The 25,548-nt window shown below is 65.6% G+C and carries 18 protein-coding genes; 10 read left to right on the top strand and 8 right to left on the bottom strand.

The window, feature by feature from the left end; genetic code table 11:
• Positions 1 to 58: 58 nt before the first annotated feature.
• The 5 genes from BJ6T_RS18405 to garD all read left to right on the top strand — a co-directional run bounded on the left by BJ6T_RS18405 (position 59) and on the right by garD (position 6,617).
• A complete protein-coding gene (locus BJ6T_RS18405; protein WP_014493966.1) occupies positions 59 to 964 on the top strand; it encodes a LysR family transcriptional regulator in 906 nt (301 codons plus the stop codon).
• 130 nt (positions 965 to 1,094) lie between these two features.
• Complete coding sequence (gene kdgD / locus BJ6T_RS18400) at positions 1,095 to 2,039, top strand: 5-dehydro-4-deoxyglucarate dehydratase (RefSeq protein ID WP_014493965.1); 945 nt, start codon at positions 1,095 to 1,097, stop codon at positions 2,037 to 2,039.
• A 26-nt stretch (positions 2,040 to 2,065) separates the two neighbouring features.
• Positions 2,066 to 3,424, top strand: coding sequence for a glucarate dehydratase (gudD, locus tag BJ6T_RS18395; protein ID WP_014493964.1), 1,359 nt, complete (start codon positions 2,066 to 2,068; stop codon positions 3,422 to 3,424).
• Positions 3,425 to 3,503: 79 nt separating this feature from the next.
• Positions 3,504 to 4,952: an aldehyde dehydrogenase family protein gene (locus BJ6T_RS18390; protein WP_014493963.1), complete on the top strand. Its 1,449-nt coding sequence runs from the start codon at positions 3,504 to 3,506 to the stop codon at positions 4,950 to 4,952.
• 123 nt (positions 4,953 to 5,075) lie between these two features.
• A complete protein-coding gene (garD, locus tag BJ6T_RS18385; RefSeq protein WP_014493962.1) occupies positions 5,076 to 6,617 on the top strand; it encodes a galactarate dehydratase in 1,542 nt (513 codons plus the stop codon).
• Positions 6,618 to 6,674: 57 nt separating this feature from the next.
• On the opposite strand, the gene BJ6T_RS49155 is transcribed toward garD, so the two are convergent.
• Positions 6,675 to 6,800, bottom strand: coding sequence for a hypothetical protein (locus BJ6T_RS49155; RefSeq protein ID WP_259228888.1), 126 nt, complete (start codon positions 6,798 to 6,800; stop codon positions 6,675 to 6,677).
• Between the two features lie 160 nt (positions 6,801 to 6,960).
• Here BJ6T_RS49155 and BJ6T_RS48420 point away from each other — a divergent pair, with 160 nt between their 5' ends.
• Positions 6,961 to 7,383 carry a hypothetical protein gene (locus BJ6T_RS48420; RefSeq protein ID WP_240537983.1) on the top strand — a complete coding sequence of 141 codons (423 nt, stop codon included), beginning with the start codon at positions 6,961 to 6,963 and terminating at the stop codon, positions 7,381 to 7,383.
• Positions 7,384 to 7,575: 192 nt separating this feature from the next.
• Positions 7,576 to 9,837: a TonB-dependent siderophore receptor gene (locus BJ6T_RS18375; protein ID WP_039227810.1), complete on the top strand. Its 2,262-nt coding sequence runs from the start codon at positions 7,576 to 7,578 to the stop codon at positions 9,835 to 9,837.
• 9 nt (positions 9,838 to 9,846) lie between these two features.
• Here BJ6T_RS18375 and BJ6T_RS18370 read toward each other — a convergent pair whose 3' ends face one another.
• The gene (locus tag BJ6T_RS18370) at positions 9,847 to 10,194 is read right to left on the bottom strand and encodes a hypothetical protein (protein ID WP_014493959.1); all 348 of its coding nucleotides are present in this window, start codon (positions 10,192 to 10,194) and stop codon (positions 9,847 to 9,849) included.
• A gap of 399 nt (positions 10,195 to 10,593) precedes the next feature.
• Between BJ6T_RS18370 and BJ6T_RS18365 the strand changes: the two genes are divergently transcribed.
• Positions 10,594 to 11,694 carry a hypothetical protein gene (locus BJ6T_RS18365; RefSeq protein WP_014493958.1) on the top strand — a complete coding sequence of 367 codons (1,101 nt, stop codon included), beginning with the start codon at positions 10,594 to 10,596 and terminating at the stop codon, positions 11,692 to 11,694.
• A 115-nt stretch (positions 11,695 to 11,809) separates the two neighbouring features.
• Here the strand turns inward: BJ6T_RS18365 and BJ6T_RS18360 are convergent, their stop codons facing one another.
• Both BJ6T_RS18360 and BJ6T_RS18355 read right to left on the bottom strand, forming a co-directional pair.
• Entirely contained in the window at positions 11,810 to 12,415 is a 606-nt protein-coding gene (locus BJ6T_RS18360) for a DUF2147 domain-containing protein (protein ID WP_014493957.1), read from the bottom strand.
• Positions 12,416 to 12,522: 107 nt separating this feature from the next.
• The gene (locus BJ6T_RS18355) at positions 12,523 to 13,551 is read right to left on the bottom strand and encodes an NAD(P)/FAD-dependent oxidoreductase (protein ID WP_014493956.1); all 1,029 of its coding nucleotides are present in this window, start codon (positions 13,549 to 13,551) and stop codon (positions 12,523 to 12,525) included.
• 181 nt (positions 13,552 to 13,732) lie between these two features.
• On the opposite strand from BJ6T_RS18355, the gene BJ6T_RS18350 reads away from it, so the two are divergent.
• Complete coding sequence (locus tag BJ6T_RS18350; RefSeq protein ID WP_014493955.1) at positions 13,733 to 14,200, top strand: acyl-CoA thioesterase; 468 nt, start codon at positions 13,733 to 13,735, stop codon at positions 14,198 to 14,200.
• A 15-nt stretch (positions 14,201 to 14,215) separates the two neighbouring features.
• Here BJ6T_RS18350 and BJ6T_RS18345 read toward each other — a convergent pair whose 3' ends face one another.
• Both BJ6T_RS18345 and BJ6T_RS18340 read right to left on the bottom strand, forming a co-directional pair.
• On the bottom strand, positions 14,216 to 14,536 hold the full coding sequence (locus BJ6T_RS18345; RefSeq protein WP_014493954.1) for a 2Fe-2S iron-sulfur cluster-binding protein: 321 nt from the start codon (positions 14,534 to 14,536) through the stop codon (positions 14,216 to 14,218).
• A gap of 166 nt (positions 14,537 to 14,702) precedes the next feature.
• Positions 14,703 to 15,077, bottom strand: a complete 375-nt coding sequence (locus tag BJ6T_RS18340) for an Hpt domain-containing protein (RefSeq protein ID WP_014493953.1) — start codon at positions 15,075 to 15,077, stop codon at positions 14,703 to 14,705.
• A gap of 396 nt (positions 15,078 to 15,473) precedes the next feature.
• Between BJ6T_RS18340 and BJ6T_RS18335 the strand changes: the two genes are divergently transcribed.
• Positions 15,474 to 21,185, top strand: a complete 5,712-nt coding sequence (locus tag BJ6T_RS18335; RefSeq protein ID WP_014493952.1) for an apolipoprotein A-IV repeat region-like domain-containing protein — start codon at positions 15,474 to 15,476, stop codon at positions 21,183 to 21,185.
• Positions 21,186 to 21,261: 76 nt separating this feature from the next.
• Here BJ6T_RS18335 and BJ6T_RS18330 read toward each other — a convergent pair whose 3' ends face one another.
• Together BJ6T_RS18330 and BJ6T_RS18325 are read right to left on the bottom strand one after the other, a co-directional pair.
• On the bottom strand, positions 21,262 to 21,915 hold the full coding sequence (locus BJ6T_RS18330; RefSeq protein WP_014493951.1) for a response regulator: 654 nt from the start codon (positions 21,913 to 21,915) through the stop codon (positions 21,262 to 21,264).
• On the bottom strand, positions 21,912 to 25,463 hold the full coding sequence (locus BJ6T_RS18325; protein WP_014493950.1) for a hybrid sensor histidine kinase/response regulator: 3,552 nt from the start codon (positions 25,461 to 25,463) through the stop codon (positions 21,912 to 21,914). The genes BJ6T_RS18330 and BJ6T_RS18325 overlap by 4 nt, the downstream gene beginning before the upstream one ends.
• Between the last annotated feature and the right edge of the window lie 85 nt (positions 25,464 to 25,548).

The raw sequence follows: 25,548 nt of genomic DNA, 5'->3' as shown, positions 1-25,548 counted from the left end.
GGGATGATCGATGCTAGAAGTGCCGGGGAAACGCCTTATCCATCTAAGGCATGTATCGATGTTCGACCTCAACCAGCTCCGCTGTTTCGTCACGGTGGCCGAAGAATTGCACTTCGGCCGCGCCGCCGCGCGGCTGAACATGACCCAACCACCGCTGTCGCGACAGATCCAGGTGCTTGAGCACATCATCGACGCGCCGCTGCTGGAGCGCACCAGCCGCTCGGTGCGCCTGACGCCGGCGGGGCGCAGCTTCCTGCCGGAGGCAAGGCGCATCCTGAAGCTTGCGGAAAGCGCCTCGCAAGTCGCCCGCCGCATCGCGCTCGGCAAGACCGGCTCGGTCAAGATCGGCTTCACCGCGGCCGCCGCCTATGGCTTCCTCCCCGAGCTCGTCGCGGCCTGTCGCGCCAAGCTGCCCGAGGTGGACTTCTCGCTCAAGGAGATGGTCTCGGGCGACCAGTTCGAGGCGCTGACCTCGGGTCAGATCGATGCCGGCCTGCTCAGGCCGCCGATCGCCCGCCCCGAGCTGACCAGCCGCCGCGTCGTCGCCGAGCCCCTGCTCGCCGCGATCCCGAAGAAGCATCCGCTGGCGAATGCCGAGACCATCACCATCAAGGACTTCGACGACCAGCCCTTCGTGATGTACTCGCCCTATGAGAGCCGATATTTCCACGATCTCCTGGTGGCGCTGTTCACCCGCGCCGACGTGCTGCCGCGCTATGTGCAGCATCTGAGCCAGATCCATTCGATCCTCGCCATGGTCCGCGCCGGCCTCGGCCTTGCCATCGTGCCGGCCGCGGCTGCAAGCCTGAAGATCTCCGACGTGCGGTTGCGGCCGCTGAAGCTGCGTACGCGCGTCCCCGTCGAGCTGTTCATGGTCTGGCGCCGCGACGACGAGAATCCGCTGCTCTCCGCGCTGGTCAAAATCGCAGGCGAATTGTCCTCCGCGGAGGTGGCGGACGATTGATGCTCAATCCGCATCGGTCGATATAGGCTTTGGCTTGGACGCGCATCGAACGGTCTCCTAAACAACGGCGCATGGACGCGCAGGCTTCGGCCCGCGTCCTCCACAACACGCAATTAAGGGAGCAGCGCCCATGAGCAAGATGACCCCGCAGGAAATGGCCCAGAAGATCGGATCGGGCCTCCTGTCCTTCCCCGTCACGCCCTTCAAGGCGGACTATTCCTTCGATGAAGCGACCTACCGCGCCAACATGGACTGGCTGTGCGGCTATGACGTCGCCGGCCTGTTCGCCGCCGGCGGCACCGGCGAGTTCTTCTCGCTGACGCCGACCGAGGTTCCGCAGGTGGTCAAGATCGCCGTCGACGAGACCAAGGGCCGCGTGCCCGTGCTCGCCGGCACCGGCTACGGCACCGCCACCGCGCGCGAGATCGCAATCGGTGCGGAAAAGGCCGGCGCCGACGGCCTGCTGCTGCTGCCGCCTTATCTGACCCATTCCGAGCAGGACGGCCTTGCCGCCCACGTGGAAGCGATCTGCGCCGCCGTGAAGATCGGCGTCATCGTCTACAACCGCGACAACGCCATCCTCCAGCCCGATACGCTCGCCCGCCTCGCCGAGCGCTGCCCGAACCTCGTCGGCTACAAGGATGGCATCGGCGACATCGAGCTGATGACCCGCGTCTATACCAAGCTCGGCGACCGCCTCACCTATATCGGCGGCCTGCCGACCGCGGAAACCTTCGCGCTGCCCTATCTCGACATGGGCGTGACGACCTATTCCTCGGCCGTGTTCAATTTCGTTCCGGAATTCGCCACCAACTTCTACGCCGCGGTGCGCAAGCGCGACCATGAGACGATCCATGCCGGCCTGAAGAACTTCATCCTGCCGCTGATCGCAATCCGCAACCGCAAGAAGGGCTATGCGGTCTCGATCATCAAGGCCGGCATGAAGGTGATCGGTCGCGATTCCGGCCCGGTCCGCCCGCCGCTCACCGATCTGTCCGAGCAGGAGATGGCGGAACTGACCGCACTGGTGAAGAATCTGCCCGCCATCCGATCGTCACAACAGGCTGCAGAATAACAGACAACAACAGGGAGGAGCGTGCGATGGCCCAGACTGAGATTTCCGGCGCGCCAGTCGCTGGCGCACCGGTCGTCACATCGATGCAGGTGATCCCGGTCGCGGGCCGCGACAGCATGCTCCTCAATCTGAGCGGCGCGCACGCGCCGTTCTTCACCCGCAACATCGTCATCCTCACCGACAATTCCGGACACACCGGCGTCGGCGAGGTGCCGGGCGGGCAAAAGATCTGGCAGACGCTCCAGGATGCCCGCGACCTCGTGATCGGCAAGACCGTCGGCGCGATGAACAACATCCTTGCCGACGTCCGCACGGCGTTCGCCGACCGAGATGCCGGCGGCCGCGGCAAGCAGACGTTCGACCTGCGCGTGATGATCCATGCGGTCACGGCGATCGAGTCCGCGCTGCTCGACCTGCTCGGCCAGCACCTCAACCTGCCCGTCGCGGCGCTGCTCGGCGAAGGCCAGCAGCGCAAGAGCGTCGAGACGCTCGGCTATCTCTTCTTCGTCGGCGATCGCCGCAGGTCGAAGCTCGATTACACCAAGGGCGAGACCGGCAAGCCCGAATGGTTCAACCTGCGCCACCAGGAGGCGATGACGCCGGAGACCGTGGTGCGGCTCGCGGAAGCCACCCACGACCACTATGGCTTCGCGGACTTCAAGCTCAAGGGCGGCGTGCTCCGCGGCGAGCAGGAGATCGAGGCCGTCACCGCCATCGCAAAGCGCTTCCCCAACGCACGCGTCACGCTCGACCCCAACGGCGCATGGTCGCTCGACGAGGCGATCAGCCTCTGCAAGGACATGCACGGCATTCTCGCCTATGCCGAGGATCCCTGCGGCGCCGAGGCCGGCTTCTCCGGCCGCGAGATCATGGCCGAGTTCCGCCGCGCTACCGGCCTGCCGACCGCGACCAACATGATCGCGACCGACTGGCGCCAGCTCTTCCACGCGCTGCGCCTCGGCGCGGTGGACATTCCGCTGGCCGACCCCCACTTCTGGACCATGCAAGGCTCGGTGCGCGTCGCCCAGACCTGCCGTGACAACGGCCTGACCTGGGGCTCTCACTCCAACAATCACTTTGACATTTCGCTCGCGATGTTCACCCATGTCGGCGCCGCCGCGCCCGGCAAGGTCACCGCGATCGACACCCACTGGATCTGGCAGGACGGCCAGGCGCTGACCAAGGAGCCGCTCCAGATCAAGGGCGGCAAGATCGCCGTGCCCGAGCGGCCGGGCCTCGGCATCGAGATCGATCGCGCCGCCATCGAGGCCGCGCATGAGCTCTACAAGAAGCATGGACTCGGCGCCCGAGATGACGCTATGGCCATGCAGGACCTGATCCCGGGCTGGACCTTCGACGACAAGCGTCCCTGCCTCGTGCGTTAAAATACTTCAGGCATGATCCCGGAAAAGTGGACACCGGTTTTCCGTAGGATCATGCCCCTTGAACAAGGAGGAAAAAGAGATGACTGCGATCCTCAAGAACTTCATCGGCGGCGAATGGGTCGACGGCTCCGGCGTCACCAAGAACATCAACCCCTCCAACACCAACGATCTGGTCGGCGAATACGCCAAGGCCGACAAGGCGCAGACCGAGAAGGCGATCGCCGCAGCCAAGGCCGCCTTCCCCGCCTGGGCGCAGTCGACCCCGCAGGTGCGCTACGACGCGCTCAACAAGATCTCGACTGAAATCCTTGCCCGCAAGGAAGAGCTCGGCCGCCTGCTCGCCCGCGAGGAAGGCAAGACCCTGCCGGAAGGTATCGGCGAGGTCGCCCGCGCCGGCCAGATCTTTGCGTTCTTTGCAGGTGAAGCGCTGCGCCTGATCGGCGAGAAGGGCGCCTCGGTGCGTCCCGGCCTCGACGTCGAGCTCACCCGTGAGCCGGTCGGCGTCGTCGGCATGATCACCCCCTGGAATTTCCCGATCGCGATCCCCGCCTGGAAGATCGCGCCGGCGCTCTGCTACGGCAACACCGTGGTGTTCAAGCCGGCCGAGCTGGTGCCCGGCTCGGCGCATGCGCTGTCGGAGATCATCACCCGCTCCGGCATTCCCGCCGGCGTGTTCAACCTCGTCGTCGGCTCCGGCTCCGTGGTCGGCCAGACCCTGCTCGACCACCCGGATGTCGCCGCGATCTCCTTCACCGGCTCGGTGCAGACCGGCCGCAAGATCGCGCAGGCCTGCGTGCTCTCGAACCCCATGAAGAAGTTCCAGCTCGAGATGGGCGGCAAGAATCCGCTGGTCGTGCTCGACGACGCCGACCTCAAGACCGCCGTCGAGGTCGCCGTCAACGGCGCCTATTTCTCGACCGGCCAGCGCTGCACGGCGTCCTCGCGCCTGATCGTCACCGAAGGCATCCACGACCGCTTCGTTGCGGCGATGGCCGAGCGCCTGAACGGCCTGTCGGTGGACGACGCACTCAAGGCCGGCGTGCATATCGGCCCCGTGGTCGATCAGAGCCAGCTCGACCAGGACCTGCGCTACATCAAGATCGGCCAGGACGAGGGCGCCAAGCTCGCCTTCGGCGGCGAGCTGCTCAAGCGCGAGAATCCCGGCCACTATCTCCAGCCGGCGCTGTTCACCGAAGCCAACAACAACATGCGCATCGCGCGCGAGGAGATCTTCGGCCCCGTCGCCGCCGTCATCCGCGCCAAGAACTACGAGGAAGCGCTGGCGATCTCCAACGACACCGAGTTCGGCCTCGCCTCGGGCATCTGCACCACCAGCCTGAAATACGCCTCGCACTACAAGCGCAACAGCGAGTCCGGCATGGTGATGGTCAATCTGCCGACCGCCGGCGTCGACTATCACGTGCCGTTCGGCGGCCGGAAGGGTTCGAGCTACGGCGCCCGCGAGCAGGGCTCGTATGCCCGCGAGTTCTACACCACGGTGAAGACGGCCTATACCTATCCGGGCTAACCACGGGGAAGATATCGTAGGGTGGGCAAAGCGAAGCGTGCCCACCAAGGTCTCAATCGGGAAAGATGGTGGGCACGGCACGTTGCGCCTTTGCCCACCCTACGACTTCGGAGGCGAGCGCAGATGGACCAGGACGTCGCAGCAAAAGAGCAGCCCCGCTACATCAAGCTCAACGAGCGCGACAATGTCGCGATCGTGGTCAATGATTTTGGGCTTCCCGCCGGCTCCCGCTTCGCCAGCGGCCTGACGCTGCGCGCCTTCGTGCCGCAAGGGCACAAGACGGCGCTGGTCGACATCGCGCAAGACGCGCCGATCGTCCGCTATGGCGAGATCATCGGCTATGCGCTCTCGCCGATCCTGGCCGGCGAGTGGGTCGATGAAGCGCGCATCCGCATGCCGGAGGCCCCTGCCCTCGACAAGCTGGAAATCTCGACCGCCGTCCCCGCGCCGCTGCCGCCGCTTGAAGGCTTTACCTTCGAAGGCTTTCGCAACACCGACGGCTCGGTCGGCACCAAGAACATCCTCGGCATCTCCTCCTCCGTGCAATGCGTCAAGGGCACGATGGAATACGCCGTCAAGCGCATCCGCGCCGAGCTGCTGCCGAAATACCCGAACGTCGACGACGTCGTGCCGCTGACGCACGCCTATGGCTGCGGCGTGGCCATCAATGCCCCCGACGCGGTGGTGCCGATCCGCACGCTGCAGAACATCGCGCAGAACCCGAATTTCGGCGGCGAGATTCTGGTCATCAGCCTTGGATGCGAAAAGCTCGCGCCCGAGCGGCTGGTGCCGGAAGGCATCAGCGATGCCATCGTGCGCATGCAGGACGAAGCCTTCGACGGCTTTGGCGCCATCGTCGACGCGATCATGACCCAGGCGGAAGCCCGCCTGAAAATCCTTAACACCCGCACCCGCGAGACCTGCCCGGCCTCCGACCTCGTCATCGGCCTGCAATGCGGCGGCAGCGATGCCTTCTCCGGCGTCACCGCCAACCCCGCGCTGGGCTTTGCCGCGGACCTGCTGGTGCGCGCCGGCGCGACCGTGATGTTCTCCGAGGTCACCGAAGTCCGCGACGCGATCCAGCTCCTCACCCGCCGCGCCATCAACGAGGACGTCGGCCGCGCACTGGTGCGCGAGATGGCCTGGTACGACTCTTATCTCGCCCGCGGCGGCGCCGATCGCAGCGCCAACACCACGCCCGGCAACAAGAAGGGCGGCCTTGCCAACATCGTCGAAAAGTCACTCGGCTCGATCGTCAAGTCCGGCTCGTCTGCCATCACCGGCGTGCTCTCGCCCGGCGAGAAGGCGACCCAGAAGGGCATGCTGTTCGCGGCAACGCCCGCCTCCGACTTCATCTGCGGCACGCTGCAGCTCGCCTCCGGCATGACGCTGCAGGTGTTCACCACCGGCCGCGGCACGCCCTACGGTCTTGCGGCTGCGCCCGTGATCAAGGTTGCCACCCGCACCGAGCTCGCGCGCCGCTGGAAGGACCTGATCGATTTCGACGCGGGCGGCATCGCCACCGGCGAGAAGACCATCGAGGAAACCGGCTGGGACCTGTTCCGCCTGATCCTCGACGTCGCCTCCGGCCGCACGAAACCGTGGTCGGACCGTTGGGGCATCCACAACGACCTCACGCTGTTCAACCCGGCGCCGGTGACCTGAGCATGATCCGGAAACGTGCGAAGAAGTTTTCCGAAACGATCATGCTCAAACAATAACCTAAAGCGCGATGACGACCAATCTCATCGCGCTTTGGGCCAGCCGGCTCCACTGACTATCGATCAGATGCATGTCGCCGAGCGTGACCGGCAGGCTGCGCTCCCAGCAGCTTCTCGTACTCGACATAGGCATGGACTTCCCACTGCGGATTGATGCGATACCAGGCCGCGGGACGACGATGAGCTTGCGCTTTCCCGAGGCCACCGCGACGACCAGATCGCCGCACCTCGATCTGCAAACGGGCTGACGAGTCGTTTCGAGCCTTCGGCGAAACCGTCCGGAAACATTGGCGCGCAAAACTTCTTCCGCGTTTCACGTCTGTCGCATCACGCAATCAAAAAGATCCACCGGTGGCGGTCGAATGTTCGCGCACAAGCGAACCTGGCGCGGTATCGCCGCGACCAAACCTCCGATTGCCATCTTCCACGGAGATTTTCCAATGCGCGTTCTTTCAATGATTGCCGTTGCCGGCGCTATGATTGCGAGCTCGGCCGGTGCATTTGCCGGCGAGCTTCCCTCTTACGAAGTGAAGTCGTTTCCGATTTCGACGACGCAAGTGCAGGTTCTCGGCGGCGCCGGAGTCGAGGAGCAGTCGGTTGCGCCCGCGATGATCGTCGCCGGCATGCCCGCCTCGCCTGCGCAAGTGTCGGTGCTGTCGCCGCGCGTCAAGCGGCTGGCGAGCGCCAACGCCACGAGCGAAGAACGCTGATTGGCGCTACGCCAGACGCATTACGTCATCTTCACAATTGCGGATCTGCGCGCCGCCATCAAGCGGCGCGCGCTCTGGTTATATAAATACTAATTCCAAATCTGATGATTGAGGGACCATTGCGCCCCTCCCGCACTTCAAGCCATCGACTGCGCTTGTTAGTCGTCCGCCCCGCAAATGATGGGGTCGCGAATGACTACATATCTCAGAACGACGGCAGGATTGATCGGCGGCGCGCTGCCGCTATTGGCAGGCCTGATGGATGCGATGCCGGCCGAGGCGCAATCATCGTCGCAGGAATTGCCCGCCGTCGTGGTCGAGCAATCGTCGCGGCCGGCAGCGCGCACACGTCCATCTCGCTCCCGTCAGGCCGCACAGGCGGCAAGCCGCCGTCGTCAGGCCGAGCGCGCACCATCGAACGCCGATACACAGGCGGGCGCGAGCACGGGCGCGGAGACCGCGACAGGCCCCGTCCGCGGCTACGTCGCGACCCGCAGCGGCACCGGCACGAAGACCGACACGCCGCTGCGCGAGACGCCGCAATCGATCAGCGTGGTCACCGCCGACCGCATCATCGACCAGGGCGCGACCACCGTTCAGGAGGCGTTGCGCTATGTCCCCGGCGTGTTCGCCGACGCCTACGGCGCGGACTCGCGCGGCGACTATCCGCGCATCCGCGGCCAGGACCCGAATATCTATCTCGACGGCACTCGCATGGCGAACACCAACAACTTCAACGAATGGCGGCCGGAGCCGTACACGCTGGAGCGTATCGAGGTCTTGCGCGGCCCCTCATCCGTGCTCTACGGCGACACCTCGACCGCCGGCCTGTTGAACCTGATCTCGAAGCGCCCGCAGGCCGAATCCGCCAATGAGATCGGCGTGCAATATGGCAGCTTCAACCGTAAGCAGGTGCAGCTCGACTCCACGGGAAAGCTGACCAAGGACGGCGAGTGGCTCTATCGCTTCATCGGCGTGTTCCGCGACAGCAACACCCAGACCGACTACGTCAAGGACGATCGCATCGTGCTCGCGCCGTCACTGACCTGGCGGCCGACCAACAACACCAGCTGGACGGTGCTCGGCACCTATCAGAAGGACACCACGGGATCCTCCACGGCCTTCCTGCCGCACGAGGGCACATTGTTCGCCGGACCCAACGGCTACATTCCGGTGCAGCGCTTCGCCGGCGAGCCCGGCTTCGACAAGTACCAGACCGAGACCGGCGCGATCAGCAGCCTGTTCGAGCACAGCTTCAGCGACACCCTGAAGATCCGGCAAAACCTGCGTTACGCCCATGTCGAGGGCATCTACCGGTCGACGTGGCCGGACCTGAACTTCGTCGATCCAAGCGATCCGAACTATCCATTTCTCGATCCCGGCCGACGCACCGTGGCGCGCAGCGTATGGAGCCGCGAGACGGTCAAGGACAACCTGACCTCGGACAGCAATGCCGAGCTGAAATTGCACACCGGACCGGTCGCACACAAGGTGTTGTTCGGCACCGACTACCGTGAGTTCAGGGAACACGCGCAATCAGGCTTCACCACAGACCCGACGCCGTTCGATCTCTACGCCCCGGTCTACCGCGGCGTACCCGCGCCGACCATGTCGCCCGAACCGGACCTGCGCCAGACCCAGCTCGGTCTTTACGCTCAGGACCAGTTGCGCCTCGGACCGTGGCTCGCCGTGCTTGGGCTGCGCCACGACTACGTCACCAGTGACACGCAGGGCTCGCCGGTCGAAAACTACCAGGCGACCACCGGCCGCGCCGCGCTGATGTACGAGTTGCCGTTCGGCGTCACGCCCTACGTGACCTATGCGCAGTCGTTCAACCCGGTGTTCGGCAGCGGCGTCTGCGCCACGGTGTGCGCGCCGCAGCGCGGCGAGATGGTGGAGCTCGGCTTCAAGTACAATCCGACACCGGGCAATGCGATCAACGGCGCGATATTCGACACCACCGAACGGAATCGGCTGGCCAGCGACCCCAATGATGACCGCTTCTCGATCCAGACCGGGAAGGTGCGCATCCGCGGCGCGGAGCTCGAGGTGCTTGCGCGCGTCACGCCGGAGCTCGACCTGATCGGCGCCTATACCTATCTCGATGCCCGCGTGGAAAGCGGCGACAATTCCGGCAAGCATGTCGAGACCGTGCCGGATCACCAGGCCTCGCTCTGGGCGAAGTACCGTCTGTCCCTGCTCGGCTTGCCCGAGGTCACGCTCGGCGGCGGCGTGCGCTACATCGGCACCTCCTGGGACGGCACCGACACCCTCCGCACACCCGACTACACGTTGTTCGACGCCATGGTTCGTTACGAGACCGGTTCCTGGCGGCTTCAGGTCAATGCCAGCAATCTCTTCGACAAGCGTCACGTCACCACGTGCCTGGCGCGCGGCGACTGCTTTCTCGGTCTCGGCCGCACGGTGCTCGGCAGCGTGACGTACAAATTCTAGCCACGACCGCTAGGTCATGCTGCCGGGCATGAAGCAGCGCACGCGCGGATGGCCGTCGACATAGTGCTTCCACACCATGGTGCGACCGATCTTGTTCGGCTCAGTGATCACGGCGCCGTCGGGCACGACGACCCATTCGTCGTCGATGCGCACCCGGTAGTGGCCGCTATCGGATTCCCAGTCGACGTCGGCTATGACGTAGCCGTCGGCATCCGAGCAGCATTGCCCGTATTGGCTGTGCAAGCTCTCGAACCAGGGTTTTAGCGGCGAGTTGGCATAGCGGCCGTCGTCGCGCGCCAGTGCCGAGGTCGCAAGCAGCGCCATCAGCGCCGCCGCACATAGTCTGGCAAGTCGCATATCGTCTCCGCGGATCGCGATCAGCGCCGCGAGGGACAGACACCGCCGTCCGCCTTCCGCGCGATGGCGGCAGGCGTGGAGACGGCGACTCGCTCCCCAGCGGCTTTGCGACAGCTATGCAAATCCGGCGCCAGCGCGCATTCCGGAGAACTACGGCCGCACGGTGTTGCGCCGGCCGGCGTGCACGTCCTGCATGTCCAACGCGCCGGCAATTTGCCGCAGCCGCTTTGGAGGCTTTCCTTGTTCCGCGAGGACGTGTACGAAACGGCCGCGGACGCGGGCCGCATCGTTTAATCAACTGTTTCAATTAGAGAAATCAGGTGTTGGCGTGACTGGCATTGGACCGTCAGCGCTATGAGTTCGAGAGAGTTGCTTCCTGGCCAGCAGGATTCGACCGACTTGCCCGCAAGCGAAGTGCAGTTTGCGCTCGTGATTTCACGCATGCTCGAGACGGTGAAGGACGACGCGGACGCCAGGCGGCAGATGGTCTACGACCTTGCCCGCTACAAGCTCCAGGAGCAGTTCACCTACGCCGACGCCAGGAACATCGACCAGATGAAGCGGGCGCTCGAGGTCGCGATCGAGGAGGTCGAAAAATTCTCGCGCGACGAGGCGCCGCTGGAGCGCCTGCCGTCACAACAGCTCACGTCGTCAAAGGCGACTGAGACAGGCGGTCTTCTGGTGTCCGGCGACGCGACCGTTTTGCGATCGAGGATCGAGATATCCCGCAGCAAGCTGCCTGCGATCTCGGGCCCGCTCCTACCGGTGATCAAGCGTACGGCGGCCATCCTGCTTGCCGTTGGCGCAGTCATCCTGATCGTCTCGCAGCGAGACAACATCGCCGCGCTGCGCCGGCAGATTTCGTCCCAGGCCCAGGAGATCGCGCAGGTATTGCCCAAGCCGGAGACGACGATCACGGTCGCCAAGCCGGAGTTGGTCACCCCTGCCCCGCCTCCCCCGACGCGCGTATTGCCAACCGACTACGGCATCTACGCATTGATCGACGACAAATCGCTGGCGGAGTTGAATGCGACCGGCGTGATGGCGCCGGACATGCGCATCGCGATTTCACCGGAGTTCAAGAAGCCCGATCGTCCGCATCTGCCGAACGGCCGCGTCAAATTCATCGTGTTTCGGCGTGACGCCGCGAACGTGATCCCGGAGCGCGTCGAGGTTCGGGTCGTCGCGAAGATCGCCAGGGAGTTTTCGACCGACGCTGCAGGCAAAAATCTGGGCGGCGGAGAAGATGTCGGGGTGATCCGAAACTTCTCCTATCCGTTCCGGGTGTCGCCGATCCCGGGGAAGCCCGAGATGTACGAGCTTCACACCGGCGATTCAGGGCTCGAGCTTGCGCCGGGACATTACGTCCTGAGCCTGGGATCGCAGGCCTATTATTTCCAGGTCGACGGCGAGATCACCGATCCCCGTCAATGCCTCGAGCGGGTCGTCGCCGGCAACGGCACGTTCTACGCGCCTTGCAAGAAGGCACGGACCTATTGACGGTCGTCAAGACAGTCGTTGCTGAGGCAGGCCCGAGCCACACACTCGACTGTCATCGCCCGACTTGATCGGGCGATCCACTATTCCAGAGACAACGCGAGGATACGGAGGGGCCCTACTGCTTCGGCGCCGGCGCCATCGTGGCGCCGCCCTTCTTCGCTGCGGGCGCAGGCTTCGTCGTCGCGGCGGTCGCCTGTGCCGGAAGATATTTGGCGACGATGGCAGGATCGACCTGGGCGATGTAGGCGTCGGGGAGACGCGTCCAGGTTTCGTCCTTGCCGAACAGGGAAATGCCGAGGAAGCCGCGCATGGTCAGCGTCTGCCCGTCCGGGCTGACCGACATCTTGGCCTTCCAGATGTTGCCGTCGCGCGGATTGACCACGTTGCCGCCGTCATACTTCAAGCCCTCGCGCTTCATGTCGCGGATGAAAGAGAGCCCGAGCACCGGCGCGTTCTTGCGATCATCCGTGCATTTCGCACAGACCTCGTTCGGGTCGTCGCCGGGGCGCGGAAAGGTTTTTGCGATCACGCCTTCGAAGATGCCGTTGTGGTCGACGAAGAGAAACCATCCCACCGTCTTGCCGTCCTCGATCTTCTGCCAAAGACCCGCGGCGGTTGGCTGCTGCGCCTGTGCGGCTACCGGCCCAACCGCGCCAAGCGTCAGCGCGAGAGCGAGCGCGAGGAGCGAGCGCAGCCGAAAGCTGGAAAAGAGAGTCCGCATTATGATCACCTTGCTAAGCCGCCACTGCAATGGCCGCAGACTACGGCGATTTCGCGAACGGTTCCAGCACCAGAAACATGGGGCATTGCCTGCCGGACCCGGTGCCGTCAGCTGACACCGAGCTTCTTTTGCAGACTGGAGGACGAGGTCGTGTACTGGAACACGAGCCGCTTCTCCGGATAGACGTAGCGATGGGCTTTTTGCGACATCAGCGCGCCCTCGTGGAAGCCGCACAGGATCAGCTTGATCTTGCCGGGATAGGTGTTGATGTCGCCGATGGCGAAGATGCCGGATACGTTGGTCTCGAACGCGGACGTCTCGACCGGCACCAGATTGTTCTCCAGCGCGATGCCCCAGTTCGCGACCGGACCGAGCTTCATGGTCAGCCCGAAGAACGGCAGCATGGTATCGCAGGAAATTTCGCTCACGCTGTTGTCGTTGCCCTTGACGGTGGCGCCGGTCAGCTTGCCCTCGGCGCCGGACAGCGCGGTGACTTGCCCGAGTCGCAGATCCATCTTTCCGTCGGCCACCAGCGCGCGCATCTGCTCGACGCTGTGAGGCGCGGCGCGAAAATCGTCGCGCCGGTGCAGCAGCGTGATGCGCTTGGCGAGCGGATGCAGATTGAGGGTCCAGTCGAGCGCGGAATCGCCGCCGCCGACGATCAGAACGCTCTTGTCGCGGAACGCCTCCATCTTGCGCACGGCGTAGTGCACCGAGGTGCCTTCATAGGCCTCGATGCCCGGCACCGGCGGACGCTTGGGCTGGAACGAGCCGCCGCCGGCCGCGATCACCACCACCTTGCATTCGAACACCTTGCCCGCGTCGGTGGTGCAGCGAAACAAGGGATCGCCGATCTTCTCCACCGTCTCCACCATCTCGCCGAGATGGAAGGTCGGATGGAACGGCTTGATCTGCTCCATCAGCGCGTCGGTGAGGCCCTGCCCCGAAACGTGCGGAATGCCGGGAATGTCGTAGATCGGCTTTTCCGGATAGAGCTCGGCGCACTGCCCGCCGACCTTGTCGAGGATGTCGATGAAATGCGCCTTCATGTCGAGAAGGCCAAGCTCGAAGGCGGCGAACAGACCACAGGGGCCGGCGCCAATAATCAGCACATCGGTTTTGATCACGTCGCTCATGTCGTCTCTTTATCGATCGTTATCGGTTGGACGGCGCCCGGAGGCAGAAGTGACCCTGCCTGTCTAGCCAACGGGGATGGATCAGGGAAGGCATAAAAGCGGGAGCACCCCGCAGCCGCGCCCACTTGCCGGGTCAGGATAACTGGGCTGTAACGGGATGCGATATGACGGAGATCAATCGGTGAACGCACCAAGCCGCCTCGATACGACGCCACGGCTGGAGGACTATCCCTACCGTCTCGGCGACAATGTCCGCTTCGGCGATCTCGATCCGAACCAGCACGTCAACAACGCGGTCTACGCCACTTATTTCGAGACCGGCCGCGTCACGCTGATGAAGAGCCCGGAATACGGGCTGACGCCGCCGGGCCTCGCCTGGATCATGGTGCGGCTCGACATCCATTTCCGCGCCGAGCTGCACTGGCCGAACAAGATCGAGCTCGGCCTCGGCGTGGTCAAGCTGGGACGGACGTCGGTGACCTTCGAACAGGTGGTGTTTTCGGAAGGAAAGTGCATCGCATCGGCGATGTCGGTCGGCGTCATGCTCGACGAGGCGACGCGGCGGCCCGCACCGCTCACCGCTGAGATCATCGAGAAACTCAGGCCCTGGTACAAGCGCGGTATCGAGGTCGCGCCGCCGAGCATCTAATATAGCGAGGGGCGGTCAGGCCTGCCGTTCCGGCGTCGCCACGACGAGCCCGTCGAGCTCGTCGGAGACCTTGATCTGGCAGGACAGCCGCGAGTTCGGGCGCACGTCGAAACCGAAATCGAGCATGTCCTCTTCCATCGGCGTCGGGCTGCCGACCTTCTCGCGCCAGGCTTCGTCGACATAAACGTGACAGGTTGCGCAGGCACAGGCGCCGCCGCATTCGGCCTCGATGCCGGGAATGCTGTTGCGGATGGCGGCTTCCATCACGGTCGCGCCGTTCTCGACTTCCACCGTACGGGTTTCGCCCTTGTGGTCGACAAAGTTAATCTTGGCCATGTGTGCTCGTGCTGCCGCGATGTTGCGAATGAAGGAGGGTCCGGGCTGTCCTATAACGGGTCGATCCGCCCGGCGCCATAGGGTTTTGAAGCGACGTGAATCCCGCTTCGCGGGAAGAAAACGCGTCAAAACAAAAGACTAGAGCGCGGTTTCTAGCCCCGTCGCCCTAGGGCTTCAGGATCACCTCGATGGCGGCGCGAGCCTCGGTCACCGCCTCTTTCAGCGCAGCGAAGGCGTGGGGCTGGCCATGGCCGGTCCGGACCGCGGTCTCGAGGCTGGCCGCGGCATCGGCCACCGCAAAGGCGCCGATTCCGCGCGCCGAGCCCTTGAGCTTGTGGGCGAGTGCGCCGGCCTCGGCCGGCAGTGCTGCCATCGCTGCGACCAGGCGAACCGCCTGCTCGGCGAACATCGCAAGCACTTCCTGTTCCAGTTCAGTGTCGCCGAGCGTCATGCGCGAGAGGTGATCGAGGTCGAGCGGGCTATCGATGGGTGCAAGCGGGGGCGAAGGCATCCAGTCCATCCGTTGCAGTTCAGGCGTCATGGCGCAGGCCCCGGCATCGCGCGATCTCCGCCGATCCGGCGGTCACGTTCCCCCAACCGAAGCATGGAAATGGTTAACGAAGTGTTTGGGCCGCTTTACGCAAATCCGCCCGGTTATTGACGAAAAGTTGCCGCAATCCGGCGAGTCCAGTGGAGAATTCCATTTATTGCTAAGGCGTTACGGCTTTATCCTGTTAACGATGATTAAGATTGTCTTAATCCCGGGCATTTCATTCGCGACGCTCTGCCAATAGGATGTTGCGGAAATTGGCGGACAAGCCGTCCGGGTGGGGACGGCTCGGAATCCGCGCAAGCGGCACGATCCGGTCTGTGGGCTTGCGTAGCGCGCGCAGGGCTCGCGGGGGATGCGTACAAGTAACGAGGGCTCGGACTGAACATGGCGAACACTCCGAAGAAGGTCAAAGACCCCACAGAAGTTGCGCTTTCTGCGATCCAGGAAGCCCTGAACATCAGCGACACGGCCGCGGACACCAGCCGCAACGCCTCGATGCGCAACGAAACGTCGGCTCCGGTGGGGCCGCCGGCTCCCCCGATCTTCGACGAGCCGACCTTCGAGCCGCGTCCTGCCGCCAACGAGCGCGCCACCGTGTTCGATACGATCGAGGAACCGCGCACCTCGCGCCGCGCCGCCAACGACGACCGCGAGACCATCGGCCAGTTGCTTCAGGCGCTTCAGAAGGGCCGCCCTGCCCGCAGCGTCTACACCTTCGCCACCATCTTCGCCGGCGTCTGGCTCGCAGCCTGCGCCGCGCTCACCGTCGGCTTCCTGCCCTCGATCCAGGCCGCCATGGGCCAGAGCGGCGGCGTGCTCGTCATCGCCGGCCTGATCGCGATGTTCTTCGCGCCGATCATGCTGTTCTACTTCCTTGCGAGCCTGGTCTGGCGCGGCCAGGAAATGCGCATGATCGCGCAGGCGATGGCGCAGGTCGCGATCCGCTTCTCCGAGCCCGAAGGCTCGGCATCCGATTCCATGGTCACCGTCGGCCAGGCCATCCGCCGCGAGGTCGCGGCGATGGGCGACGGCATCGAGCGCGCCATCGCGCGCGCCGGCGAGCTCGAGACGCTGGTCGCCAACGAGGTTGCGGCGCTCGAGCGCGCCTATTCCGACAACGAAGTCCGCATCCGCTCCCTGCTCCAGGACATCGCGCACCAGCGCGACAATCTGGTCGGCCAGGCCGAGCAGGTCCGCAGTGCCATCTCCGGCGTGCAGATCGATCTGCGCCACGACATCGCGCTGATCTCGGACGCGATCGCCTCGCGCGTCGACGAGGTCGCCAAGAGCATCACCGGCGCGCTGGAAGAGCGCGGCGCCCACATCACGGGCGCCCTGAGCAACGCCGGCGACAACATGATCCTCGCGCTCGGCGAGCGCGGCGGCGACCTGCTCGACCGCCTCGAAGAGGCCAGCAACGAGACCACGCGCGCCGTGCTCGACGCCAGCGAGCGGCTGACCACCAGCCTCAACTTCAAGACCGGCCACGTCCACGACGAGTTCGTCGACCTCGCCGACCGCGTCCACGAGATGCTGAACGAGCGCATCGACCGCATCACCGGCGAGTTCGAGCAGCGCTCCGCCGCGATCGTCGACGGCATCTCCGAGCGCACCGAGCAGGTGCACGACAGCCTGAAGAATTCGTCGGACTCGCTGCTGCTCGAGCTCGAGCTGCGCTCCAACGACCTCTCCGCCAAGATCGACGATGCCGGCAACCGGCTCGCCGGCCACATCATGACCTCCGGCGACAAGGCGAGCGAGGCGCTCGACGCCACCGTCAACACCCTCGTCGCCAAGGTCGTCAGCCAGACCGAGACCGCGCACGACTCGCTGTCGCTGCAGATGAGCGCGTTCGACGAGCTGGTGAAGAACCAGGGCACCGAGCTGGTCGAGAAGTTCGCCCGCGACTCCGGCACGCTCGGCGCGCTGATCACCCGCCACATCTCCGAGTTCGACCGCACCGTGAAGACGTTCGGCGGTGAGATCGTCGATCGCATGGGCCAGCGCACCCAGGACATCGCCGAGAGCCTGAAGACCTATGTCGACAATTTCGATACCCGCTTCACCTCGAACGGCGGGGCGATCACGGCCGTGCTCGACCAGCGCCTGGTGCAGTTCGAGACCACGGTCAGCGAACGTGTCACCAACCTCGACGCCTCGCTGAACGACAAGATCGTCAGCCTCGATGGCACGATCGAAGGTCACATCAAGACCTTCGACGACCAGCTCGTCGGCCGCGTCGCCGCGCTCGAAGAGTCGTTCGACACCCGCGCCAAGTCGGTGACCGAAACCATCGACGGACGCCTCAACACCCTCGCCTCGTCGCTGACCGACGGTGCCGCGCAGGCGATCCAGTCAATCGACTCCCGCCTCACCCACCTCACGACGTCGCTCACTGACGGCGCATCGCAGGCCATCGAGACGATCGATACGCGCCTCAACCATCTCGCGACCTCGCTCACCGATGGCGCATCGCAGACCATCCAGTCGATCGATACGCGGCTGACGCACCTCACGACGACGCTCTCGGGCGGCGCCTCGCAGGCGCTCGAATCCATCGACACGCGCCTCACCTACCTAACGACCGCGGTGACGAACGGCGCCTCGCAGGCCGTGCAGTCGATCGACACGCGCCTCACCCTCCTGACCTCGACACTCACGGACGGCACCGCGCAGGCGATCGAGGCGGTCGACCGCCGCATCACCGGCGTCGCCGAGATGATCGACGGCCGCAGCACGCACCTGACCGACACGGTCACGGCGCGCTTCCAGGACATCCACCAGGCCATCGAGACCAAGGTCGGCTCGGTCGCCAACGACATCGACGTGCGCGTGGCACAGTTCGAGGACCTGCTCGGCTCGCGTGTCGAAGCCGTCGCCGGCCGCATCGAGAGCAGCGGCCGTCAGGCCAGCGAGGACATGATGTCCCGTGCCGAGATGATCTCGACCGCGATCCGCTCGCATGTCGAGGACGCCGAGCGCTCGCTCACCAACCTCGTCGTCAACACCAGCGAAACGATCCAGACCGGTGCGCGCACCGCGCAGCAGTCGCTGATGACGGTCTCCTCCGACGTCAACGCCCAGCTCAAGATGACCTCCACCGAGGTCGAGCGCGCGCTGACGGCGGTCGGTACCGGTGCTGCGAACTCGATCCTGAGCAGCGCCCGCGAGGCTCAGTCGACCCTGGTCGCGGCCTCGGGCGATGCCTCCAACCAGATCAAGGGGCTCGCGGTCGACGTCGAACGCACGCTGTCGGCGGCCGGTTCTGCCACCGCGGCCTCGATCCTGGCCGGCGCCCGCGAGGTGCAGACCACGCTCGTCACGGCGTCGTCGGACGCGGCCAACCACGTCAAGACCCTCACCGCCGACGTGCAGCGTTCGCTGTCGCTGGCCGGCGCCACCACGGCGGAATCGATCACCGCCGGCGCCCGCGATGCGCAGAGCGCGCTGATCGCGGCCTCGACCGAGACCGCCAACCAGATCAAGGCGCTATCCTCGGACGTGCAGCGCTCGCTCTCGATGGCCGGCACCTCGACGGCCGAGACCATCATGACCGGCGCCCGCGAAGCCCAGACCACCCTCGTCAACGCGTCCTCGGATGCGGCGACCCAGGTCAAGTCGCTCGCGGTCGAAGTACATCGGTCGCTCTCGCAGGTCGGCCAGTCGACCGCCGAGACGATCACGACCAGCGCCCGCGACGCCCAGAGCACCCTGCTCTCCGTCTCGGCCGAACAGACCAGCCAGGTCCGTTCGCTGGCGGCCGAGATGCAGCGCGCGCTGGCGACCGCCGGCGGCGCCACCATCGAGGCGCTCACCAGCGGCGTGCGCGAGGCCCAGGGCACGCTGATCACCGCCTCGACGGATGCGGCAAGCCAGATCAAGTCGCTGACCACGGACATCGAGCGCACGCTGACCTCGGTCGGCGCCGACACCGCCTCGACCATCCTCAACAGCGCGCGAGAGGCGCAGACCTCGCTGACATCGACGTCGGCGGATGCCGCGAGCCAGATCCGTACGATCTCGACCGAGATCGAGCGCGCATTGAGCACGGCCACGACCAACGCTACCAACGAGATCCAGACCAGCGCGCTCAACGCCCAGAACGCGCTGATCAGCGCCTCCAACGAGGCAAGCTCGCGCGTCAAGTCGAGCTCGGCCGACGTCGAGCGTTCGGTGCTCGCCGCCAGCAGCAGCTTCGGCCAGGCCATGACCGGCAAGACCGACGAGATCGTCACCTACGTGCAGCAGCAGGCCGACCGTCTGTCGAACATGATCGACGCCAAGCGCGGCGCGCTGGTCGACGCGATCGGCTCGAAGACCAGCCAGCTCACGCTCGACATCGACCGCGTCACCTCGGATGCGCTGAAGTCGATCGAGACGCGCGGCCATGCGTTCTCGCAGACGATGATGGGCAACGGCTCCGAAGTCGCCCGCACCATCAACGCGGCGAGCGAGATGGCCACCGGCGCGGTCGGCAAGTCGCTCAAGGACCTCGAGCAGGCCTCCCGCTCGGCGATCGACCAGTCGCGCCAGGTCTCGATCGCGGCCGTCACCGAGATGCAGGAGACCAGCAAGATCCTGCGCACCGACACGGTGGCCCTGTTCGAGCGTCTGCGCGAAGGCAACATCCTGCTCCAGGAGGTGCTGACCGGTGCGCACGACAACCTCAACTCGCTCGAGCGGGCGCTGGTGACGCGCGTCGCCGACTTCGTCTCGGCGATGAACGACGTCACCTCGCGCAACGGCGCTGCGACGCAGAACCTGGAAGACCAGCTCAACGTCTTCAATACGAAGACCACGCGGGCGCTGCAGGACCTCGGCGAGCTGTCGACCCAGTTCGACGCGCACGGCAAGGCGCTGGTCGAGGCCGCGCAGGTGGTCGAGGTGAGCAACAAGAACACCACCGCTTCCCTCGCCGAACGCAAGCAGGCGCTGGAATCGCTCGTCACGACCATCGACCTGCGCACGGCCGATCTCGACCAGCGTCTGTCGCGCTTCACCGGCCTGCTCGATGAATCGCTGGCCGCCGCCGAAGAGCGTGCCCGCGACATCGCCCGCGTCGTCGCGGAGACCGCCGGCGCAGGTTCCGCCGCGATCACCCGCCAGTTCGAGGCGGTGCGCGTGGCGTCCGAGGAGGAGCACCGCCAGACCATCGAGGCCATGCACGACATCTACCGCCAGACCACGGACGAGGCGGATACGATGTTCAAGCAGTCGACCGAGAAGTTCACCAACCTCGTCTCCAGCATGAAGCAGATGGCGTTCGAGATGCACAACGAGCTCGAAGCCACCCGCAACGAGCTGCGCCGCGGCGTGCTCGAGATGCCGCAGGAGGCCGCCGAGAGCACTGCGCAGATGCGCAAGGTGATCGTCGACCAGATCGAGGCCCTCGCCGAGCTCAACCGCATCGTGGCCCAGCATGGCCGTGGCCTCGACGTCTCCACGACGGGCCGCGCCGGCGCGCAGCGCCAGGAAGAGCCGTTGCTGGCGGCCGTCGGCGCGCGCAACACCGAAACCCGCGCCCGCGACACCGGCAGCGCCTCGACGCTGCCGCCGCCGGACCTCGGCATGCCCGCCCCCTCGCGCCGCACCGAAGCGCCGCCGGTCGCGCCCGCGAACAACGACCAGGGCCGCGACGGCTGGCTGTCGGACCTCCTGAACCGCACCGACGCCAACCAGGGCGCTCCGACCGGTCGTGAGGCCCCGCGTGGCCGCGCTGCAACCGCGCCGCAGCCGCAGGCCCCGCAGGGTGGCAGCAGCAATCCGCTGGAGTCGCTGTCGCTCGACATCGGCCGCCTGATGGACCGCAACCTCGCCGCCGAGATGTGGGACCGCTACCAGCGCGGCGAGAACAAGGCCTTCACCAAGCGCCTCTACACGCCCGCCGGCCAGAAGGCCTTTGACGAGGTCGCCCGCAAGTACCGCTCCGACCGCAACTTCAAGGGCACGGTCGACCGCTACGTCGCCGAGTTCGAGCGCCTGCTCGACGAAGTCGCCCGCGACGGCCGTGGTCCGCAGGAGCTGCGCAGCCACCTGACCTCGGAGACGGGCCTGGTCTACACCCTGCTCGCACACGCCGCGGGCCGGCTCGGGTGATCAGCCCGTAGCGACAACGAATAGCGAATGAGAACGGAGGCCTCACTGCCTCCGTTTTCGTTTGGATGTCGACGGCTCAACTGCCCCCAGGCTGGCCGAACGACAGCCGCTCGGCCAGGACGGCGGCCTGGGTACGCGAGCCGACGCCGAGCTTGCGCAGGATCGTCGAGACATGGCCCTTCACCGTCTGCTCGGCGATGTCGAGCTCGCCCGCGATCTGCTTGTTGAGCTTGCCCTCGACGATCATCGCGAGAATGCGCAGCTGCTGCGCCGACAGCGAGGCCATTCGCGCGGCGAGCTCGACGTCCGCGCTCTGGATCGAGCCCCGACCGCCGATATTGGGCGGCATCCAGATTTCACCGGCGAGGATGCGCGTGATGGCATCCGCCATCTCGGGCAGGCCGAGCGATTTCGGGATGTAGCCGGATGCGCCATAGGCAATGGCGCGTCGGATGGTGGCGGCGTCCTGCCGCGCCGAGATGATCGCGACCGGCACCGTCGGGAACTGCGCCGACAGGATGAACAGCGCGGCAAATCCCTGGATGCCCGGCATCGTCAGGTCCCACAGGATCAGGTCGATCTCGTCGGACTGGGCCGACAGCACACCCAACGCCTCGTCGAGCGACTGGCAGGCGACGATCTCGAGGTCGGGCAGCACGCTCGAGAGCGCGCTGCGCAAGGCGGCCTGTACCAGTGGGTGATCGTCACCGATAAGGATGCGCATGGTCACGCCGACGATGTCCTCTGTTTCGCACCGAACTGCCGGCTCAGGGCCTCGCCGCCGAGGAAGCGCCGCAGCGCCGCCGGCTTGACCGGCTTCGACAGGATCTCGCAGCCGCGCGCCCTCGCCTCCTTGCGTACCGCCTCGCTGCGATCGGCGGTGACGATCAGCGCGCGGACGTCGCGACCCGACTTCTGCCTGAGATCGTCGAGAAAGTCCAAGCCGCTGCGACCGCCGTCGAGGTGGTAGTCGAGCAGCACGACATCCGGCGGACTGGCAGCGGCGGCCAGCATCGCTCCGTCGGCGTCCGCAGCGACCAGCACATGGTGCCCCCAGCCGCCCAGCAGAGCCGTGAGGCCGTCGAGAATGGTCGCATCGTTGTCGAGGCACAGGATCGTCATCGCACGCTCTGCCACTGCCGGCGCCGCGCTTGCCGGCTTGCGCTGAAGCGGAGTCCCCGCTCCGCGCGCCAGCGGCACCGTGACGGCAAAGCACGAGCCGCGTCCCGGCCGCGATCGGACGTCGACGGCGTGGCCCAGCAGCCGCGAGACGCGATCCACGATCGCAAGGCCGAGACCCAGGCCCTTCTCCGATCCGGGCGCGAGGCGATGGAACTCCTCGAATATCCGCTTCTGGTCCTCGGCGGCGATCCCGACGCCGGTATCCCAGACCTCGATGCGCAGATCGCCGCCGCGTCGCCGGCAGCCGAGCAGAATACGGCCCTTGCGCGTATAGCGAAGCGCGTTCGACAGCAGGTTCTGCAAGATCCGCCGCAACAGATGCGGATCGCTGTGCACAGCGATGCTGCAATCCACGACACGCAGCGCGAGCCCACGTTCGCGCGCCATTGCCGAGAACTCCACGTTCAACTGCACGAGAAGATCCGCAATCGGAAATTCGAACGGCTCGGCGCGAACAGCACCGGCATCATAGGAGGAAATGTCGAGCAGCCTGTCGAGCACATGCTCGGTCGAGCGCAGCGCCGTGATCGCGCTGCCCGCCAAGGTTCGTTCCTTGTCGGCGTCGCCCGATTGCGACGAGGCATGCAGACTCTCGTCGAGTGCGGACAGGAACAGCCGCGCGGCGTTCAGCGGCTGCAGCAGATCATGGCTGGCGGCCGCCAGGAAACGGGTCTTGTCGAGATTGGCCTGCTCGGCCTCCGCCTTCGCCTGCTCGAGCGCCTCGGTGCGCTCGCGGACGCGCAGCTCGAGATCCTCATTGGCCCGCCGCAGGGCTTCCGCCGCGCGGTGCCGCTCGGTTACATCGGTGTAGGTCGAGACGTAGCCGCCCTCCGCGACGCGATCGTAGACGATCTCGAGCACGGTGCCGTCCGGCCGCTTGCGCTCGTACAGATAGGGCCAGCTCTGCGTGGCGACGTCACGATTGACCAGGAGCGCGGCGAACTCGGAGGCGGCATATTCGCCGCGCTCGACGTTGAAAACAATCAGCTCCGCCAGGGGAAGGCCGACACGCACGAAGTCCGGTGGCAGGTCCAGCAGCGCGATGAAGCGGCCGTTCCAGGCCGTGATGTTGAAGTCGGCGTCGAACGCGCAGATCCCCTGCGGCACGCTTTCGAGCGTGCTCTGCAAGAGGGTGCGATTGAAGCGCAACGCCTCGGAGGCCTCGTCCAGCATCGCCATCGCCTCCCGTCGCGATAGCGAGTGCCCTTCCAGTGAAGCTGCGATCACCACGCGCGCCGACGCCGCGCCGATTGCGCCGGCGAGAAGGTTCTCCGTGAAGCGGATCGAGTCGAGATCGACGAGGCCCGACGGATCGAGGGGCGGCCCGGCGCCGGTCGTGCGAGAAGCGCGGTAACTGTCGAAGGCCGCGGAGCCCCGCTCCACACCGACAAAACGCAGCGCCAGCGCGCGGAGATCGTCGAGACGGACCACCACGCGCGAGGACAGCTTCGGGACCATCTCGCGCACGACGCCATCGGCATACGCCGCGGCCTGGTTGCGCTCGACGGTCGACTGCCGTCCAAGCGCCGAGAATGCCAGGAAACAGACGAGGTTGGCCGTAAGGCTCCACAAAGTGGCATGCGAGATCGGGTCGAGCCCCTCGAGGCCGAACAACGCGTTGGGCTTTAGCCAGGCGAGCCGCCACGGGCCCTGGCGAATAATCTCGTCGATCGCGGGCCAGAGAGGCGCGGCCGATGGGAGCAACAGCGTATAACCCCAGACGAAAAATCCGACTGCGATCCCGATCGACGCGCCGGTCTTGTTTGCGTGTTGCCAGAACAGGCCGCCGACGAACGCCGGACCGAATTGCGCGACCGCGACGAACGACAGAAGACCAATCACGGTCAATGGATAGGTCTGGTTGACCAGGCGGTGCACCAGATAGGCGAGCAGCAGTATGCCGAGGATCGACAGCCGGCGCACCGCCACCAGCATCGAGGTCACCGGCTGGCTCTGCGCGCGCAGGCCGAAGAATCGTGAGCGCAGCACGAGCGGCATGATGACGTCGTTGCACAGCATGGTGCTCAGCGCGACGGAAGTCATGATCACCATGCCGGTGGCGGCCGACAGTCCGCCCAGAAAGGCGATCAGACTGACGGTGGTCGCGTCCGCCGCAACCGGCAGCGAGATGACGTAGGTGTCGGGGTCCATCATCGCACCGAATCTGGCGAGCCCTGCCGCGGCAATCGGCAGGATCAGCAGACTGAACAGCGCCAGATAGGTCGGGTAGAGCCACGCCGCGGTGCGCGTGTGGCTCGGCGCCTCGTTCTCGACGACCGCGACGTGAAACGCCTGTGGCAGGCACAGGAAGGCGATCGCCGAGATGAGGATCGTCGAAGGCCAAACCGGCTGCGCTGGGTCGAAGGTCAGTATCGCCGCCAATTGCGGGTCCGATTGAAACTGCGACAGCAGAGTGACCGGCCCACCGGAGAGGCCGAACAGCACGAACAACGCGACGATCAGGAATGCGACGAGCTTGACGACGCTCTCGAAGGCAATCGCAAGCATCAGCCCGCGATGATGCTCGCTGGCGTGGACATGCCGGACGCCGAACACGATCGCGAACAGCGCCATCGACGCGGCGACGCCGAACGCCGAGTCCTGCCAGAACCGGAGCGATTCACCGCCTGCTCGCTCCGGCTGGAGGATCAAATAGTCGAAGCTCTTGCCGACGGCCTTGAGCTGAAGCGCGATATAGGGAAGGACGCCGAGCAGGGATGCGAGCGTCACGAAGGCGGCGAGCCCCTGGCTCTTGCCGTAGCGGGCGGCGATGAAGTCCGAGATCGAGGTGACGTTCTGGGCCTTGGCGATTGCAATCACCTTGGACAGAAGCGGCTGGCCGAACAACAGCACCAGCGTCGGGCCGACATAGATCGTGACGAAGTCCAACCCGCTGGTGGCGGCACGACCGACCGACCCGTAGAAGCTCCAGGAGGTGTTGTAGACCGCAAGCGTCAGGCAGTAGCTGATCGCGGCGGCCCAGGATTTGGGCGAAACCAGCGGCCCGTCGACGCTCCGCCGATCGCCCCACCAGGCAATCAGGAACAGCGTGGTCACATAGCCAGCCGCGACCGCGAGAACGAACCACGCCTGCAAAACATCCTCACTCGAGACCGTCTGATCCGCCCGCCGGCGGGCGGCGCTCGGAATGCGGGCGGATACTAGGGCGTTTTCAATCGCA

The sequence above is a fragment of the Bradyrhizobium japonicum USDA 6 genome, from assembly GCF_000284375.1.
In the GTDB taxonomy this organism is placed as follows: domain Bacteria; phylum Pseudomonadota; class Alphaproteobacteria; order Rhizobiales; family Xanthobacteraceae; genus Bradyrhizobium; species Bradyrhizobium japonicum.
Note: the sequence above shows the minus strand (reverse complement) of the source record. Positions and strands in the feature narration are given on the sequence as shown.